General features: G+C 59.0%; 18 protein-coding genes. 2 read left to right on the top strand and 16 right to left on the bottom strand.

The genetic code is table 11. The annotated features are described in order from the left end of the window. Position 1 precedes the first annotated feature (1 nt). Both CGERO_RS07000 and CGERO_RS07005 read left to right on the top strand, forming a co-directional pair. The gene (locus CGERO_RS07000; RefSeq protein ID WP_123934532.1) at positions 2-1,207 is read left to right on the top strand and encodes an amidohydrolase; all 1,206 of its coding nucleotides are present in this window, start codon (positions 2-4) and stop codon (positions 1,205-1,207) included. Positions 1,208-1,303: 96 nt separating this feature from the next. Further along, positions 1,304-3,676, top strand: coding sequence for a glycogen/starch/alpha-glucan phosphorylase (locus tag CGERO_RS07005; RefSeq protein WP_123934534.1), 2,373 nt, complete (start codon positions 1,304-1,306; stop codon positions 3,674-3,676). 48 nt (positions 3,677-3,724) lie between these two features. On the opposite strand, the gene pyk is transcribed toward CGERO_RS07005, so the two are convergent. The 16 genes from pyk to CGERO_RS07085 form a co-directional block, all read right to left on the bottom strand. Continuing rightward, positions 3,725-5,143 carry a pyruvate kinase gene (gene pyk / locus CGERO_RS07010; RefSeq protein WP_123934536.1) on the bottom strand — a complete coding sequence of 473 codons (1,419 nt, stop codon included), beginning with the start codon at positions 5,141-5,143 and terminating at the stop codon, positions 3,725-3,727. Positions 5,144-5,301: 158 nt separating this feature from the next. Beyond that, positions 5,302-6,174: a prolipoprotein diacylglyceryl transferase gene (gene lgt, locus CGERO_RS07015; RefSeq protein ID WP_123934538.1), complete on the bottom strand. Its 873-nt coding sequence runs from the start codon at positions 6,172-6,174 to the stop codon at positions 5,302-5,304. Between the two features lie 43 nt (positions 6,175-6,217). Beyond that, positions 6,218-7,024, bottom strand: a complete 807-nt coding sequence (gene trpC, locus CGERO_RS07020) for an indole-3-glycerol phosphate synthase TrpC (protein WP_123934540.1) — start codon at positions 7,022-7,024, stop codon at positions 6,218-6,220. A gap of 79 nt (positions 7,025-7,103) precedes the next feature. Continuing rightward, positions 7,104-7,694: a TIGR02234 family membrane protein gene (locus tag CGERO_RS07025; RefSeq protein ID WP_123934542.1), complete on the bottom strand. Its 591-nt coding sequence runs from the start codon at positions 7,692-7,694 to the stop codon at positions 7,104-7,106. Then, a complete protein-coding gene (hisI, locus tag CGERO_RS07030; RefSeq protein WP_123934544.1) occupies positions 7,691-8,065 on the bottom strand; it encodes a phosphoribosyl-AMP cyclohydrolase in 375 nt (124 codons plus the stop codon). Before hisI ends, CGERO_RS07025 begins: the two co-directional genes overlap by 4 nt. Then, entirely contained in the window at positions 8,062-8,838 is a 777-nt protein-coding gene (gene hisF / locus CGERO_RS07035; protein WP_123934546.1) for an imidazole glycerol phosphate synthase subunit HisF, read from the bottom strand. Before hisF ends, hisI begins: the two co-directional genes overlap by 4 nt. Next, entirely contained in the window at positions 8,817-9,611 is a 795-nt protein-coding gene (locus tag CGERO_RS07040; RefSeq protein ID WP_123934548.1) for an inositol monophosphatase family protein, read from the bottom strand. The genes hisF and CGERO_RS07040 overlap by 22 nt, the downstream gene beginning before the upstream one ends. Beyond that, positions 9,608-10,336 (bottom strand): bifunctional 1-(5-phosphoribosyl)-5-((5-phosphoribosylamino)methylideneamino)imidazole-4-carboxamide isomerase/phosphoribosylanthranilate isomerase PriA, encoded by a 729-nt coding sequence (gene priA / locus CGERO_RS07045; RefSeq protein ID WP_123934550.1) that lies wholly within the window; start codon positions 10,334-10,336, stop codon positions 9,608-9,610. Before priA ends, CGERO_RS07040 begins: the two co-directional genes overlap by 4 nt. Positions 10,337-10,383: 47 nt before the next feature. Then, a complete protein-coding gene (gene hisH, locus CGERO_RS07050) occupies positions 10,384-11,013 on the bottom strand; it encodes an imidazole glycerol phosphate synthase subunit HisH (RefSeq protein ID WP_123934552.1) in 630 nt (209 codons plus the stop codon). Between the two features lie 27 nt (positions 11,014-11,040). Then, positions 11,041-12,273 (bottom strand): MFS transporter, encoded by a 1,233-nt coding sequence (locus CGERO_RS07055; RefSeq protein WP_342768161.1) that lies wholly within the window; start codon positions 12,271-12,273, stop codon positions 11,041-11,043. 292 nt (positions 12,274-12,565) lie between these two features. Beyond that, the gene (locus CGERO_RS07060) at positions 12,566-12,769 is read right to left on the bottom strand and encodes a hypothetical protein (RefSeq protein WP_206423889.1); all 204 of its coding nucleotides are present in this window, start codon (positions 12,767-12,769) and stop codon (positions 12,566-12,568) included. After that, positions 12,769-13,368 (bottom strand): imidazoleglycerol-phosphate dehydratase HisB, encoded by a 600-nt coding sequence (gene hisB, locus CGERO_RS07065; RefSeq protein WP_123934556.1) that lies wholly within the window; start codon positions 13,366-13,368, stop codon positions 12,769-12,771. The genes CGERO_RS07060 and hisB overlap by 1 nt, the downstream gene beginning before the upstream one ends. A 31-nt stretch (positions 13,369-13,399) precedes the next feature. Next, positions 13,400-14,503, bottom strand: coding sequence for a histidinol-phosphate transaminase (locus CGERO_RS07070; RefSeq protein WP_123934558.1), 1,104 nt, complete (start codon positions 14,501-14,503; stop codon positions 13,400-13,402). A gap of 27 nt (positions 14,504-14,530) precedes the next feature. Then, the gene (gene hisD, locus CGERO_RS07075) at positions 14,531-15,844 is read right to left on the bottom strand and encodes a histidinol dehydrogenase (RefSeq protein WP_123934560.1); all 1,314 of its coding nucleotides are present in this window, start codon (positions 15,842-15,844) and stop codon (positions 14,531-14,533) included. 103 nt (positions 15,845-15,947) lie between these two features. Then, positions 15,948-16,466: a hypothetical protein gene (locus tag CGERO_RS07080; protein ID WP_123934562.1), complete on the bottom strand. Its 519-nt coding sequence runs from the start codon at positions 16,464-16,466 to the stop codon at positions 15,948-15,950. 124 nt (positions 16,467-16,590) lie between these two features. Beyond that, complete coding sequence (locus CGERO_RS07085) at positions 16,591-17,268, bottom strand: Rv0361 family membrane protein (RefSeq protein ID WP_123934564.1); 678 nt, start codon at positions 17,266-17,268, stop codon at positions 16,591-16,593. Positions 17,269-17,437 lie beyond the last annotated feature (169 nt).

Here is a 17,437-nt window from a genome sequence, read left to right on the forward strand (position 1 = left end):
GATGCTGAACGAGTTTCAACATCAATCCTGGCAGCGCGAGTTCTATGAGGCGATGCATCGTCAGCCCGAGCTCTCTGGGCAGGAGCGTCAAACCGCCGCGATGATTCTGAAACAGTTGGAACGCTTTGATTGCGAAGTGATCAGCCCCATCGGCGGCCACGGCATCGTTGCGGTGCTTCGCAATGGCGAGGGCCCACACGTGTTGATGCGCGCAGACTTCGACGGCCTGCCCGTTACTGAGCAAAGTGGCGCACGCTACGCCTCGAAAGTCGAGGGCCGTATGCACGCCTGCGGTCACGACATGCACACCACAGCATTGTTGAGCGCCATTTCGCTTTTCGACGCCCACCGTGATCATTGGGCCGGCACCTTCATCGCGCTGTTTCAGCCCTCAGAGGAAAACGGCACCGGTGCCCAAACGATGGTCGCCGACGGCCTGGTAAACAAGATCCCCACACCAACCGTTTGCTTCGGCCAACACGTAGTGGCCGGGCCTGCCGGCAGGGTGTTTTCCATGCCGGGTGCGGCCGCTGCCGCCTGCGATTCCATCGAGATTGGCATCCAAGGTAAAAGCGCCCACGGATCGATGCCGCACAATTCAGTTGACCCCACCTTCGCCGCAGCGATGATCGTTGTCAGGCTACAGGGCATCGTCGGCCGCGAAATCGCTCCCCAAGATTTTGCCGTTATTTCTGTGGGGACACTGGAATCTGGGCACTCGAACAACACCATCCCAGGCGAAGCCCGCATCGTGGTGAATTGCCGTACCTATTCCGAAAAGGTGAAGGCAAAGCTCTACGCCGCCATCGAGCGTGTGGTTCGTGGCGAATGCTCCGCCTCCGGATGCCACCCGCCAACCTTCCGCTATTTCGCCCATGGCCCGCTCACGGACAATGATCCCCACGTCTTTGCCCGGGTGCGCGCTAACTTCGACGCAGCGTTCGCTCAAGAATCACGGACCGCCAACCGCTGGACTGCGTCTGAGGATTTCGCCAACATCCCCTCCGCGTTCGGTGTTCCCTACTTGTATTGGACCGTCGGGTGCACGCCACACGAACAGTGGGAGGCGGCTGAAGCAAGCGACACCATCGGCCAGGACATCCCCGTGAATCACATGGCGACGTTCCTTCCTGACTACGAGCCAACGCTTGAAGCGTGCACGAAAGCGACGATTGTCGCTGCGATGACGTATTTGCGTCATCAATGAGATGCACCACGTCGAAAAGCAAGAAACCGAAAGATTCCCTCAACCACCGGTAGCATGAGCCATGTTTTGCATTGCTGATCATTCAAGGAGAGCTACATGAGGGAATCTTCCTCAGATCTAACCCAGCGCATCGCGGGCTTCGTGCGCAGCGCATCCGGCACCACCCCGGAAGACGCCACGGACCGCAAATTCTGGTTCGGCCTTTCCGGCGCTGTCATGGACGCGCTCGCCGAAGACTGGGCAGAAACCACCAAGGCCTACAACGCCACCCGCCAGCAGCACTACCTTTCAGCAGAATTCCTGATGGGACGCGCGCTGTTGAACAACCTCACCAACCTCGAACTCGAGGATGAAGTTGCAGCGGCAGTCCGCGAATCCGGGCACGAACTTTCCGACGTCCTCGAGGCCGAAAACGACGCTGCACTCGGCAACGGCGGCCTCGGGCGTTTGGCTGCGTGCTTCCTCGACTCCTGCGCAACCCAAAACTACCCCGTTACCGGCTACGGCCTGCTCTATCGCTACGGCCTGTTCAAGCAAACCTTCGACAACGGCTTCCAGGCTGAAGAACCCGACGCTTGGCGTGAGGACGGTTACCCCTTCACCATCCGCCGTGACAACGAACAGCGCATCGTTCGCTTCGACGATATGACCGTGCGTGCCACCCCTTACGACATGCCGATCACCGGCTACGGCACCGACAACGTGGGCACCCTGCGCCTCTGGAAGGCCGAGCCCATGGCGGAGTTCGACTATGACGCCTTCAATTCTCAGCGTTTCACCGACGCCATCGTGGAACGCGAGTCCGTCATGGACATCTGCCGCGTGCTCTACCCCAACGACACCACCTACGCCGGCAAAGTGTTGCGTGTGCGCCAGCAGTACTTCTTTGTCTCTGCTTCTTTGCAGCAAATGATCGACAATTTCCTGGCTCACCACGAGGATCTGCGGGACTTCGCCAAGTACAACTGCATCCAGCTCAACGACACCCACCCGGTGCTCGCCATTCCCGAGCTCATGCGTCTACTGCTCGACGATCACGGCATGAGCTGGGACGACGCTTGGAAAGTTACCTGCGAGACCTTCGCCTACACCAACCACACCGTGTTGGCCGAAGCGCTAGAGCAGTGGAACGTCACCATTTTCCAGCAGCTCTTCTACCGCGTGTGGGAAATCACGCAGGAGATCGACCGCCGCTTCCGCGAGCACATGGCGCAGCTCGGCCTGGATCAGGGGCGGATCGATTACATGGCACCGGTTTCCAACGGCAACGTGCACATGGCGTGGATCGCCTGCTACGCCGCCTATTCCATCAATGGCGTGGCCGCGCTGCACACGGAAATCATCAAGGCCGAAACGCTGAAGGAATGGCACGAGCTTTGGCCGGAGAAGTTCAACAACAAGACCAACGGCGTGACCCCTCGCCGCTGGTTGAAGATGTGCAACCCCCGCCTCGCTTCCCTGCTCACCCGCCTGTCCGGCTCTGATGCTTGGGTCACCGAACTCGATGAGCTCAAGAAGCTTCGCCACTTTGCCGAAGATGACGCCGTGATGGAAGAACTCATGGACATCAAGGCAGCCAATAAGGCTGATTTTGCTCGATGGATTCTGGAACGCGACGGCGTTGAGGTTGATCCCAACTCCATCTTCGACACCCAAATCAAGCGTTTGCACGAGTACAAGCGCCAATTGCTCAACGCGCTGTACATCTTGGACCTCTACTACCGCGTGAAGCAAGGCGAGCAGGTTCCTGCCCGCACCTTCATCTTCGGCGCCAAGGCTGCGCCGGGATATATCCGCGCGAAGGCCATTATCAAGTTCATCAACGAGATCGCGAACTTGGTCAATAACGACGCAGAGGTATCAAAGACACTGCGAGTGGTGTTCGTAGAGAACTACAACGTCTCCCCCGCCGAGCACATTATCCCCGCCTCCGACGTTTCCGAGCAGATCTCCACTGCCGGCAAGGAGGCATCGGGTACTTCCAACATGAAGTTCATGATGAACGGTGCACTCACGCTCGGCACCCTCGACGGCGCCAACGTGGAAATCGTCGATTCCGTTGGCGAGGACAACGCCTACATCTTCGGCGCAAAGGTCGAGGAACTCCCCGAGCTCAAGGCTCACTACAACCCACAGGCGCTCTATGAAACGGTGCCCGGGCTCAAGCGAGCAATCGATGCGCTTGTCGACGGCACCCTCAACGACAACGGCTCCGGCTGGTTCCACGATCTGCGTGGTTCGCTTCTCGACGGCAACGGCTGGGAAACCCCTGACGTCTACTATGTCCTGGGCGACTTCGAATCCTACCGCGAGACCCGCGACCGCATGGCCGAAGACTACGCCGATAAACTCGCCTGGGCTCGCAAGTGCTGGATCAACATCTGTGAATCCGGCCGCTTTTCTTCCGACCGCACGATCAACGACTATGCCCGCGAGGTGTGGAAGCTTGATCCCTCTCCGATTCACTAGGCAATAACAAAAGCGGCGGTGCCATTGCACCGCCGCTTTTTCGTGCCCTTAGATGTGGAGGTCTTCTCCAAGCAGGTGCACATGGATCATGTTGGTGTTGCCAGAAACTCCGGGAGGAGTACCGGCGACGAGCACAATCATGTCGTCGCGGTGGTAGCGATCCATCGCGAGCAGTTGCTCATCGATCTGTGCAAGCATCTCGTCGGTGTCCTTCACCTCGGGGGTGAGGAAGGTTTCTGCACCCCAGGTGAGTGCCAACTGCGAGCGCACGGCCTGATTCGGGGTGAACACGAGCAATGGCAGGTGGGAGTGCAGACGAGCGATGCGCTTCGCGGTGTCACCGGACGTGGTGAAGGCGACGATGGCCTTGGCGTTGAGGCGCTCTGCAATGTCGCGTGCAGAATAAGAAATCACGCCGCGCTTGGTGCGCGGAATGTGGGCGAGATCCGGTACGCGACCATCGACCTCGGCGTAGGACACGATGCGAGACATGGTGCGCACGGTGTTCTGGGGATCAATACCCACGGAAGTCTCACCGGAGAGCATGACGGCATCTGCACCATCGAGCACGGCGTTGGCTACGTCGGAGGCCTCTGCGCGAGTTGGGCGGAGGTTCTCGATCATGGAGTCGAGCATCTGCGTTGCAACGATCACCGGCTTAGCATTTTCGCGGGCGATCTGGATGGCACGCTTCTGGAACAGCGGCACCTGCTCCAGCGGGCATTCGACGCCAAGGTCACCGCGGGCAATCATGATGCCGTCGAAGGCCAGCACAATGGACTCGAGGCCATCGACTGCCTCAGGCTTTTCCAGCTTCGCGATCACGGGAAGGCGGCGGCCTTCTTCATCCATGATCTGGTGAACAAGCTCAACGTCTGCAGCCGAGCGCACGAAGGACAACGCGATGATGTCAACGCCGAGGTTGATGGCGAAACGCAGGTCGCGGATGTCTTTTTCGGACAGTGCGGGCACCGAAATGTCCATGCCGGGCAGCGAGACACCCTTGTTGTTGGAAACAGGGCCGCCTTCAACTACGCGGCAAACAACGTCGTTGCCCTCCACGTCGACGCATTCCAGGGCAACCTTGCCGTCGTCGACGAGCAGGCGGTCGCCGGTCTTGGCGTCCTTGGCCAGGTTCTTGTAGGTGGTGGAGACGCGATCGTGGGTGCCTTCAACGTCTTCGACGGTGATGCGAACGATCTCGCCTTCTTCCCACACGGTGGCGCCGTCGGTGAAGCGACCCAGGCGGATCTTCGGGCCTTGGAGGTCAGCCAGGATGCCCACGGCTTTTCCGGTGTTGTCCGTGGCTTCGCGAACCCACTTGTAGTTCTGCTCATGATCTGCGTGGTCGCCATGCGACATGTTCATGCGAGCGACATTCATGCCGGCTTCCACGAGTCCCTGAATTCCTTCGGCACTGGCGACTGCCGGGCCGAGCGTACAAACGATTTTGGTGCGACGTTCCATGACTCAAACGATAACCGCCTCGTCAAAGGCTTGCACTTTAGTGCGCAAGACCGCCCGCCGAAGCATTTGCACAGCACTCGTGGAAAATCAGACCAAACCGGACATGAGCGGGCATAGTCAGAAAAAATCCAACGGAATTAACACGGGAGTGTTTTTTGTCACACCTTCGTGGTTTCGCCACGCACTTCCGCCTTCGACTCACGCCCCTTGGGCAAGAGGAAGAAGACGATGAGGGCGACCAAGAAGACGACCGCAGAGACGACCACGTTCACGCGCTCACCAAAGATCAGCGTGGCCTCGTCCACCCGGACATGCTCGATAAAGAACCGGCCAAGGCAATAACCGGCAACGTAAAGTGCAAAGACTCGACCGTGACCGAGCTTGAATCGACGATCCGCCCACAGCAAGAAGGCGAAAACCAGGAGATTCCACAACAGCTCGTAGAGGAAGGTCGGATGTACCACGTCAATAACCTGCCCTGTGGAGTGCCCAGTCAGCGGCGCATACTGGCCAGCCTCGTTCATGCGCTGATACAGCTCCAGGCCCCACGGCAAGGATGTTGGGCCGCCGTAGAGTTCTTGGTTAAACCAATTGCCCAAACGCCCAATAGCTTGAGCCAGGATCACCGCAGGTGCCACTGCGTCAGCATAAGGAGCAAAAGGGACACCCTTGTGCCGCAGATAAAGGAAGACCGCAAGGGTTCCGAGTGCAACTGCGCCCCAGATCCCCAACCCACCATTGGTGATCTTCAAGGCATCCACTGGATTACAGGTATCGCAGAAATATTTCTGATGGTCCGTAATGACGTGATACAGCCTACCGCCGATGATGCCGGCTATTACCACGACAATGGCAGTGTCAGTAACAACCGTTGGATCACCGCCGCGCGCTGCGTAGCGCCGCTGCGAAACCCAGATAGCCACAAGAATGCCGATGATGATGCAGATGGCATAGGCGCGAATGGGAATAGGCCCGAGCATCCACACTCCCTGCGGTGGTGATGGGATAGAGGCAAGCAAGTGGGAAGTCACAATTCTTTACTCCGCGTAGATTTCAATACCGTCGAAGGGGATTCTAGCGGGAAGGGCAGGCCGGGTGACGCCCGGCCGCAACGAGCACCCGACATGCTTCACGAGGGTTCGCAGCAGTGACAATGCTTTCGCCAATCACCACCGCATCCGCGCCGCTTGCCGCATAGCCCAGGAGCTCACGCACACTTCGCACACCAGAAAGCGCAATGCGGAAAATATCTTCCGGCAAACCCGGCGCGATAATTCCAAATGCCTCCATGTTCAATTCCATGGTGGAAAAATCGCGGGCGTTCACTCCAATCACCTTGGCGCCCGCACTCAGGGCCCGGTCGGCTTCCTCTGGATTTCTCACCTCGACCAAAGCCACCATCCCGAGCGATTCTGTGCGATCAATCAGTGCCGCGAGGTGGGCTTGCTTCAGCACGGCAGGGCGCAGGGTGAGCATATCCGCGCCAAAGCAACGCGCTTCGTGAATCTGGTACGGATCGACAATGAAGTCTCGACACAACACCGGTACTTCAATCGCCGCGCTAATCGCCGCCATCTCTTCGAGTGAGCCCAAGAAGCGGCGTGGATCGGTGTGACAGGAAATGATTGCGGCACCTCCGGCAACGAGCTCTTGAGCCAGAGCCACCGGCTGGTCAATTGCAGCCAGCATGCCACGAACCGGTGTCGCGCGTTTAATTTCCGCGATAACCTCGCAACCGGGTTGTTCAAGCGCGTGGATGACATCGCGCGGAGGGCTGCAGGCGCGCGAGCGGGCTTTGATGTCTTGAAAAGTTACGCGCGCTTCTCGGGCAGCGACGTCACGTTGAGCGTCGCTGATGATCTGGTGAAACACCGAAGTCATGTCGATCTTCCCGAGTGTAGATATGGGCGCTTTTAACCAGGGTACTGTGAGCAGACTGTGGGAAGGAAATCGCTAGGTACTAGCGATCAGTCGGGTCAATATCGGCGTCCATGGCATCCCACAAGGCACGCTCGGAGTCGGGATCTTGATCCAATTGTTCCTGCGTAACTTCCGAACGCTGGTACTTATCCCGCTGATCCTTACCAGGCCGCCACGCCAACAGTGCTCCGCCGAACACGGCGATCGCGCAACCCAACAGTCCCAACACCGGGGCCAGGGGCTGCAGCGCGATGTCGGTGATCTGCGCCCACGAGGTGAGCACCGCAACGCCTTGATCGTCGCGCTTTACCAACAGCTTGTGCATGCGTTCCACACTCGCCTCGGTGCTCAGCGCTTGGATCACCGGCAGGGCACCGAGTGCCCCTACGATCGCAGCCGCAGCGCCGATGATTCGACGCCCAGTACGCCTTAACGCGAGTCCCGCGATACAGGCGGCGCCGAGCGCCAAGGCAATCGCCGTGAGCTCCTTCGACCAGGTTGCACCACGAACCATCGTCTCGACGGCGCCGGTCTTATCGTCGAGCGCGTTGACGCGATACCACGGGAGGGAGGCGGAGGCTCCCAGCAATCCGGCGGCGAGTGCCAGCAACAGGCAGGCGAGCCTTTTCATTCGTCTCCTAGGATGAGGTCTGAATCAAAACAGGTGCGAGTGCCCGTATGGCACGCAGCACCGATTTGCGTGATCTTCAGCAATACTGTATCGCCGTCGCAATCAAGGCGGACTTCGTGCACGAACTGCGTATGACCGGAAGTTTCCCCCTTGACCCAGTACTGATTGCGCGAACGCGAGAAATAGGTGCCTTTTCGGGTGGCTAGCGTGTACGCGAGAGCATGCTCGTCCATCCACGCCATCATCAGTACCTCGCCGTCGAGTGACTGCACCACGGCAGGCACCAGCCCTTGGTCATTGAATCGAACCCTGTGAAGGATCTCCGGCGCGAGCTCGGCGTCTTCTGGGCGCTGAGGCTGCGACTCGCTCATTGGCGCACCTCGTATCCAGCATTGGCAATCGCAGTCTTCACTTCAGCGATGCTCACCTCTCCGAAGTGGAAAATTGATGCGGCTAGCACCGCGTTGGCACCGGCTTCAACAGCAGGCGGGAAGTGCATCGCCGCTCCGGCGCCTCCCGAAGCGATAACGGGGATGTGCACAGCTGCTCGAACGGCGCGTAGCAGCTCGAGATCGAAACCAGCTTTGGTGCCATCGCCGTCCATCGAGTTGAGCAGGATTTCCCCTACTCCGAGTTCTTCGCCACGCTTGGCCCATTCGATGGCGTCCAGGCCCGCCGATCGCGAGCCACCGTGCGTGGTCACTTCAAAGCCCGAGGGCTGCTCCAGACCCCCCTCAGGCACCCGGCGTGCGTCCACACTAAGCACAATGCACTGGGAGCCGAAACGCCTGGACAGCTCGCGTAGCAACTCTGGGCGCGCGATGGCGGAGGTATTCACGCTGACTTTGTCGGCGCCTGCTCGAAGCAGTTGATCCACGTCCTCGGCGCTTCGCACTCCCCCGCCAACGGTCAGAGGAATGAACACTTGATCCGCAGTACGGCGAACGACCTCGAGCATGGTGCCGCGTCCGTCCTTCGAGGCTGAGACGTCTAGAAACGTGAGCTCATCCGCGCCCTCGGCGTCGTAACGCGAGGCGAGCTCGACGGGGTCGCCTGCGTCGACAAGCCCTTGAAAGTTCACGCCTTTGACTACGCGTCCTTGGTCCACGTCGAGGCACGGGATTACTCGAATTGCGACGCCCACTGGGACTCCTTACTTTGGGTTTGCATTATTTCCATGACAATGTCGTGAGCCTCGGCGTCACCGATCACTGCCCCGACGGCGCCGAGGTGCCAGGGGTTACCCCAAATGTCTGTCACCGTCTTGCCAGCGGCTCGGCCAAGAAGCACGCCTGCTGCGTTGTCCCAGACATTTGGGCTGAGCGAGACTCCGACCGCAAACACCCCGGCGGCGGCGTACGCCAGGTCCACACCAACCGAACCTGTGATGCGCGGGCGCAACTTGGAGCAGGCCAGCGCACCGAGAATGTCCATACGCATCACCTGAGGCACCGGCGACTTCGTGCGCGTGGTGATCGTGGAGAAGCCAACGTGGCTGACGTCCTTGCCGCCGGCACTAGCAGGGCAGCGCAGTGCCTCACCTTCGCAGGCGGCGAAGCGCTGGCCGGCCAAAGGCAACGAGGTGACAGCTACCTTCGGTTGACCGTCCTCAATCAAGCTCAACAAGATCGCGGACATGGGATTGCCCACCGAATAATTGGAGGTGCCATCAATTGGGTCGATGACCCACATGCGTTCTGCCTGCTGCCCGCCGAGTTCTTCACCCACCACCGCGATACCGGTGCGTGTCTGGAGCCGCTCACGAAGCAGCGTTTCAATGTTGAGATCGACCTTTGTGGCGAAGTCTCCCTCGCCTTTACGAACAGCCGGTTGAGCACCGTGGCCTTCTACGAAGAGCACTTCGGCCTCGTTGATGCACTCCAGTGCGATATCGAGCAACGCTGAGTATCGGCTCATAGTGCCTGCAGTGCCGCCCGGAGATCTACCGTGCCTTCATACAGTGCCTTGCCCACGATGGCGGAGTCAATGCCCTCATCTTCGTATTTCGCGAGTTCAAGAATGTCATTCAGGGTGCTAATGCCGCCTGAGGCCACGATCTTCGCGTCGGTGGCTGCGGCAACATCACGCAGCAACTCCACGTTGGGTCCCGAGAGCATGCCGTCTTTGGAAACATCGGTTACCACGAAGCGCTGGCAACCGGCGGCATCGAGGCGTTCGAGCACCTCCCAAAGATCGCCACCATCGGACACCCAGCCTTTTCCACGAGTGCGCCATTCGCCGTCGATAAGCTTGACAGCAAGATCCACCGCTACGCGATCACCGTATTCCCCCAGCACCTTCGCAATCCATTCGGGTTGTTCCAGCGCAGCGGTGCCGATATTGACGCGTTGTGCACCGGTGCTCAGCGCACGCTCCAGCGAGGCATCGTCGCGAATACCGCCGGTCAGTTCTACCTTGAGATCAAGCTTTTCGACGACCTGCGCCATCATTTCATGATTAGAACCTCGACCAAACGCGGCATCGAGATCCACGAAGTGCAACCACGTTGCGCCTTCTTCCTGCCAACGCAGCGCGGCCTCGAGGGGGGTGCCATAGGACTTCTCTGTGCCAGCCTCACCCTGATTCAAGCGCACGGCTTGGCCGTCCACCACATCAACTGCTGGTAGGAGCGTAAAGGTCATGCAACGTAGTGTAGCGTCAGCCGCCATATGAGCTAAGCCAGGTGCCCCTAGAGCGTTTCCACCCAATTACGCAGAAGTTGTGCTCCCGCGTCACCGGACTTTTCTGGGTGGAACTGCGTAGCCCACAAGGCCCCGTTTTCTACTGCGGCAACAAAACGATCATCCTCGTGCTTAGCCCAACTCACCAACGGCGGCGTGGTGAGTTCATCGCCTTCAAATTCCCAGCGACGCACCCCGTAGGAATGCACAAAGTACATCCTTTCGTCTTCAATGCCGGCGAACATCTCGCTGCCCTCACCTACCTCGATAGTGTTCCACCCCATGTGCGGCAGCACCGCCGCTTGGAGTTCCTCCACCACGCCTGGCCATTGCCCAGTGCCCTGAGCCTGCTCGCCGTGTTCAACACCTCGATCGAACAGAATCTGCATGCCAACACAAATACCCATGACTGGTCTTCCGCCCGCCAAGCGCTGGCCGATCATCCTATCGCCGTACACCTCGCGCAGCCCCTTCATGCACGCCGCGTAGGCACCCACACCGGGAACCAGAAGGCCATCCGCCTCAAGCACTATTGCGGGATCTGCCGTGACCGTCACTGTGGCACCAACGTGCTCAAGGGCGCGTTGGGCGGAGCGAAGGTTTCCGGAACCGTAGTCAAGCAGCGCGACATGTTTCATAAGCGCAAATCCTACCGAAGCAATCCATCACTGCTGCGCAGCCGCGAGCAATGCGCGTTTCCTGCGAATACGGTCAACAACCTCGGCAACGATGCCGATCACAACGAGCAGCGCGCCCACCAAGAAGGCGCCAACGTATCCGTGCGCGTGCGCCACCATGCCCAGCACGATCGCACCGACGCCCGTCCCTGCGTCGAAGGAGGCGTTCCACACGGTTGATGCAGAACCGAGGCGTTCACGAGGCACTCGCAAAAACATCTCCAACAGGGCATCGTTTTGCACCAACCCGAACCCCGCACCAAATGCCAGCGCGGCGATCACCAGCAGGAAAAATGGCAGGGAGTACACCAGCACCACGCACATGCCCAGCATACCCAGTGAGGACAGTGCCAAGCCCGGCAGCATGCCAAGGCCCGCCTTGTTCTGGCGATCAGCGATGCTGCCCGAGATGTAGCGCGAAACCAGTTGTGCAAAGCCGACGATGGACAACATCATGCCCGCCACCGAGGCACCGCTTACCGGGTCGGCTTCACGCACAGATGCGGGCAGGAAGCTCGAGACGGCACCAAAACCCATGGAAACACTCGCCAAAGCAATGGCTGGCGCGATCGTGACCTTCATGCCGTTGGCGCGCGGACGGCGGACCACGCGCATGGTCACTCGCCTTCTCAGCGACACCTTGGTGGTGGCCGGATCCATCTCCGGTGTCCACTGTTGAGGCTTTTCCGGTTCCACACTTGGGATCCAAATACACATCACCGCAGCCACGAATGCCGCCGCCGCAGCGAGGCTGAGCACTATGGCCATGGGCACGCCGACGTCGATAAGCCAAAGACCAACGGGAAGAAACAGCATCTGCGAGGTGCCAACGAACACACCAATGAGTCCAGACGCTTTACCGAGCATGCCGGCGGGCACCAATTGCCCCACCAGGGAGTACTGCGCAACGCACAAGGCCCCGAAACCAACGCCGCGCAGCCCAGCCACCACCAACACCGAGACGGGATCGAAGCTGACAATATGCCACAAGGAGGGCAGCCCCAGCAGTAACGCCGCTACAAGCATCACTGGCCGGTATCCGAAGCACTGCACCGCCTTATTGGTGTTGAGCTGCGAGAGCACCGTGATGGCCATGAACACACCGGTGGCCATGCCAGCCAGCGATTCAGTGCCTCCGTTAGAGATCACCGCCAATGGGATCACCGGCAAGAGAATGGAAAAAGTTGCGAAGGCCGCAGCCACAGCGATGATCGTGGGCATCAGGCCGGGCAGTTTCAGCACGCCGAGGGCAGTGGAGCGTTCGGTGCGTTCTTGCACGGTGGTAGCGATGGGGTCACCTCCGGAGGACATGAGGCGTAGGCGATGCACCGACGGGCGCACGCGAACGCGGGGATATGAGGGCAAAAATTATGACCCCGAAGTGTGTTCGGAGCCGTGAAACAAGCTGCAACTTTCGACCATATCGTGCCAAAACGGAATGTCAACGCCAAGAGCGATAAAGCCCCCCAAATGCGTCCGCCGCGGCACGTTCGATGCGAAGAAACCGGCGTGCCTAGTTGTAGAAATCAATCGCCCACATGACGCCAGCCGCAGCCGCCATCACTGCGCAGCCGCCCAGCGCCACGCCGAGGAACTTCGAGTGGTTGCGAAACACCGTCCACGCTCCACCCGCTAATAAACCGGCCAGCAGGAACAGAATGTAGATCAGGACGACATTGCCGGTAGTCGGCGTTTCCTGTGCACTCAGCATGGTCATTACAGTGCGCCCTTCGTGGAAGGAATGCCCTCCAAGCGCCCGTCTGGAGATACCGCTTCACGGATAGCGCGAGCCACAGCTTTAAACTCTGCTTCGGTGATGTGGTGCGGATCCCGGCCATAGTGGCACAGCACGTGGAGGGTGATACGCGCATTCAGCGCGAGTGACTCGAAGAAATGCTCATTGATCACCGTTGCATAGTGCCCGCCGATAATCGTGTGCGTCATCGCATCTGGTTCGCCACGCATCACAAAATAGGGCCGGCCGGAGAAATCCACAATCGCCTCGCACAGCGTCTCGTCCATGGGCAATTGGAATGACCCGAAGCGTCGAATGCCCTTCTTATCCCCCACCGCTTCTGCAATTGCTTGGCCCAGAACGATGGCGGTGTCTTCCACGGTGTGGTGGGCATCGATGTGGGTGTCTCCTGTGGCATGCACTTTCAGATCGAAAGCACCGTGAACCCCGAAGGCGGTGAGCATGTGGTCGAAAAACGGCACTCCCGTGTCAATGTCTACGCTGCCGCTGCCGTCTAAGTTGATGCTCACGGTGATGTCGGATTCACTGGTGGTTCTGGTGATGCTTGCTTGGCGTGCCATGTGGCTCCTTCGTGTTGTGTTCACCTTGAGTCTATTTCGCGTCACGGACACTCGAGGCTGCCGCGATGAAGGCGTCGTTTTCTTCCGGCAGCCCAATGGTCACCCTTAAGTAGCCCGAGACGCCAACGTCCCTGATGAGCACGCCTCGATCCAGGAATGCCTGCCATGCTTCATGCTGATCTGCGAAATCTCCGAAGAAGATGAAGTTCGATTCACTTGGAACCACGTCATAGTCCATGTTGTTAAGTGCCTCGGCCACACGTTCCCGTTCCTTGGCGAGCATCGCCACGGTGGACAGTGTTTCCTCGCTGTGACGCAGTGCAACAATCGCCGCTGTTTGGGACAGCACCGAGAGGTGATACGGCAAACGCACGAGCATGACGGCATCCACAAAAGCAGGATCCGCGATGAAGTAACCGAGCCTTCCTCCGGCAAAATCGAAGGCCTTGCTCATGGTTCTCGATACCACGAGCTTGCCCGGATAGCGCTCAAGCAACGTCACTGCCGAAGGTTGCGAGCTGAACTCACCATAGGCCTCATCCACAATCACGATGCCCGGCGCCGCCTCGAGGATTCTCTCGATGGACTCCAGGGGCGTGACATCACCGGTGGGATTGTTTGGCGTGGTGATGAAGACGATATCGGGCTGTTTTTGGCTTATCGACGCCAACGCCGCATCCACATCGATGCGGAAATCCTCTCCGCGAGGGCAGTTGAGAAATTGCGTCTGCGTGCCCTTGGCCAAGATGGGATGCATCGAGTAGCTCGGTTGGAAACCCAGTGCGCTGCGCCCGGGGCCGCCGAAGGCTTGAAGCAGTTGTTGGAGCACTTCATTGGAACCATTAGCCGCCCATACCTGCTCATAGGTCACGTTCACGCCGGTTTGACGCGAGACGTACTTCGCCAATTCTTTGCGCAATTCCACTGAGTCGCGCTCTGGATAGCGATTGAGCTCATGTGCCTGCTGTGCCACCTCATGCGCGAGTTCTTCAATCAAAGCATCCGAAGGCGGGTACGGATTTTCATTGGTATTGAGGCGAACTGCAACGTTGAGCTGCGGGGCTCCGTAGGCGTGCTCGCCTTGAAGCTCTTCTCGGAGGGGAAGATCGTTCAAGCTGAGTTTCGATTTGCTCATGATTCTTTTCAACAAGTCGCGGTGGTTTTAGGTTAATTCTTCAAAGCGGCAGCGGATGGCTTCTCCGTGCGCGGGAAGGTCCTCGGCGTCGGCAAAGTTCACTACGTGCTCAGAGATTTCCTTCAGCGCTGCTTCGTCGTAATCAATAAAGTTCACCGCGCGCAAGAAGGTGTGGGTCGACAGTCCAGAGCTGTACCGGGCGCTACCTGAGGTGGGCAAGACGTGATTCGATCCGGCAGAATAGTCGCCGAGCGGCACCGGACTGAAACCGCCGATGAACACAGCACCTGCGTGGCGAATTTGCCCCGCAACTGCATGGGCATCTTCGCAGTGAATTTCCAGGTGCTCGGCAGCATAAGCGTTGGCCACAGCGATCGCGGCGTGGAGATCATCCACCAACACAATGCCCGACTGGGAACCGCGAAGCGCCTCTTCAACGCGATCGGCGTTGCGGGTGATGTGGAAGCGTCGTTCTACCTCAGCGTCGACTGCATCCGCCAGCGCCTCGGAATCCGTAATCAGCACTGACGCCGCCATCACATCGTGTTCGGCCTGGCTAATGAGGTCGTACGCCACCCACACCGGATCTGCCGAAGCATCAGCGAGAATCGCGATCTCCGTTGGGCCCGCTTCTGAATCGATTCCCACCACCGAACGCACTAGACGCTTGGCTGCCGTGACGAAAATATTGCCGGGACCGGTAATCATGTCCACGGGGTCCAACTGACCTTCTTCATCACCGTATGCCAGCAACGCCACGGCTTGGGCTCCACCTGTAGCCCACACCTCATCTACTCCCAGCAAACCACAAGCAGCGAGGATCGTCGGATGCGGCCAACCACCGAACTGGGCTTGGGCGGGCGAGGCCACCACGAGGGAGTGGACTCCGGCTTCTTGTGCCGGTACCGCGTTCATGATTACGGACGATGGATACACGGCGTTGCCACCCGGCACATACAGCCCCACGCGCTCGACGGGCAGAAACTTTTCCGTTACCTTTGCCCCTTCCGCCAAAACAGTGGTGTGTTCCTGCGGCAGTTGATCACTGTGCACCTTGCGCACGCGCTGGATTGAGACCTCGATGGCCTCACGCACCTTGGGATCGAGCGCGGCTACCGCCTCGTCAATGCGGGACTGCGGAACCCGCACTTGATCGGGACGGCACTGATCAAAGCGCTCGCCGTAGTCCAGCGCAGCCTTGGCACCACCATCTTTAACCGCCTGCACGATGGGCGCGACTTTTTCCAGCACCGACTGCACATCAGTGCCACCACGTGGCAGCGCGGTTCGCAGGCGTTGTTGAGTGGTCGGGGTGCCTCGGAGGTCGATTCGCTTCAGCATGACGTGAGGGCGTTCCTTTTTATTGCAGATTGGGATCCAATAAAGATACGCAAATTATAGCCAGTATCCACGTTTTTGCGAATCATCCACCGTGTTTACGTCCCTAGTTGGCGCTCGTCATTAATAGTTCTTCCGCCGGGTCATCTTCCACCCGCACAAACATGAATAGGAAATACACCAGCGACGCCACCCACGGCCCCACTAGCGCGCCAGCTCCAAGGCGCAGCGGGGGCACATAGTCAAGGTGTTCGCCAGGCTGCGTGTCTCTGAGGAAAAACTGCGCAAGAACATCGCTTGCAGACACCATACTGACTCCGGCGAGGAACAAGGTGGCAATCAGCCACACAAGGACACCAACCCGCAGCGGAAAGCGCTTGATCACCAACCAAGTGAACACCAAGGACGCAATAGTGGAAATCGCAATGAAGGAAATCCAGGAGCTGAATTGAATATTTTGAGCAGCGCCATCGAGCGCGATGCTGTAATCCTGCTCCAACGTGCCGCTCAAACTTGGACGAAGCGGCGTCCAGAGCAGCCCCAACACAATGAATGCGAGCAGAATCAGCGCCGACCAGCCCGCCAGCGCGCCCAACATCGGGTGGATCCACGATCGTTGCTTCATGCTTTACCTTCTTCCCTGGCTCCAGGCTGGTTCAAGTGTCCAAAACTACCGCACTCAGCCATTCGCAGCAGCACCCCCGTCCCAGGGCTTGTAGGTCCGGGCGGGGGCGTCGAAAAGCTCCAAGCTAATTACAGAAGGTCCACTTGCCACCTTCGCGGTGGAAACGCATGGTCTGGGTCTTGGGCTCACCATTGGAAACAGCCACAACCGTTGCAGAAGCCTCGTCGCCATTGACCATTACGTCGCTGATCGACTCCGTGTGCGGATCACCAGCCGCAAATTCAGGGTTTTCGCGGATGGGGGTGTTGGGCAGATTGGACAAGTCATACGCCGAGGGATCGCTTTGATCCTTCACGCGCTTGCAGGTGCGGTTCGGAATGTAGCTGAGGTAATCACGGAAGCCCACCTGCTCATCCTGTCCGCGAACCAGCGCCTCGATTTCCGCGCGATCTTTCTCGCTCGCTGGATTTCCGCCTTCAACTGGCTGGAAGTCCACTCCCTCCGGCGCTGCGATACCCTCGGGCTTTTGCACCTCAAGCGGTGGGGCGTCGGCTGCCGTCGGGCCGACGGTGGGACCATCGGTGACCTTCTCATCGTCTTCGGGCTCAGAAGTGGGCGCCTCAGAGCTCGGCTGTTCAGATGAAGAGACGGCAGACGCCGTCGACGTTGAAGTCTTGGTGGTGGTGACACTCGACGTCGTCTGCTTCGCTTCTTCGTCCTTGGATCCACACGCCACCAGCAATGCTGCGGCAGCGGGAATCGCGATAATGGCCTTGAAAAACGTTGGATGTTGTAGGCGCACGGTGTGGTCTCGTCTCCTCGAAGAAAAATTTGCTGTCACCAATGGCAGATCCACTTCCTATCGGTGGTGAATCGATAGTTAGTCGATTTGGGCTTGCACCCGGTGATCGCTTCAGTATCCGAAAGTTTAACACCGAGCCCGCGAGAGAGGCCGTTGCTGCCAGTTCGAG

The organism is Corynebacterium gerontici (assembly GCF_003813985.1).
Taxonomy (GTDB): domain Bacteria; phylum Actinomycetota; class Actinomycetes; order Mycobacteriales; family Mycobacteriaceae; genus Corynebacterium; species Corynebacterium gerontici.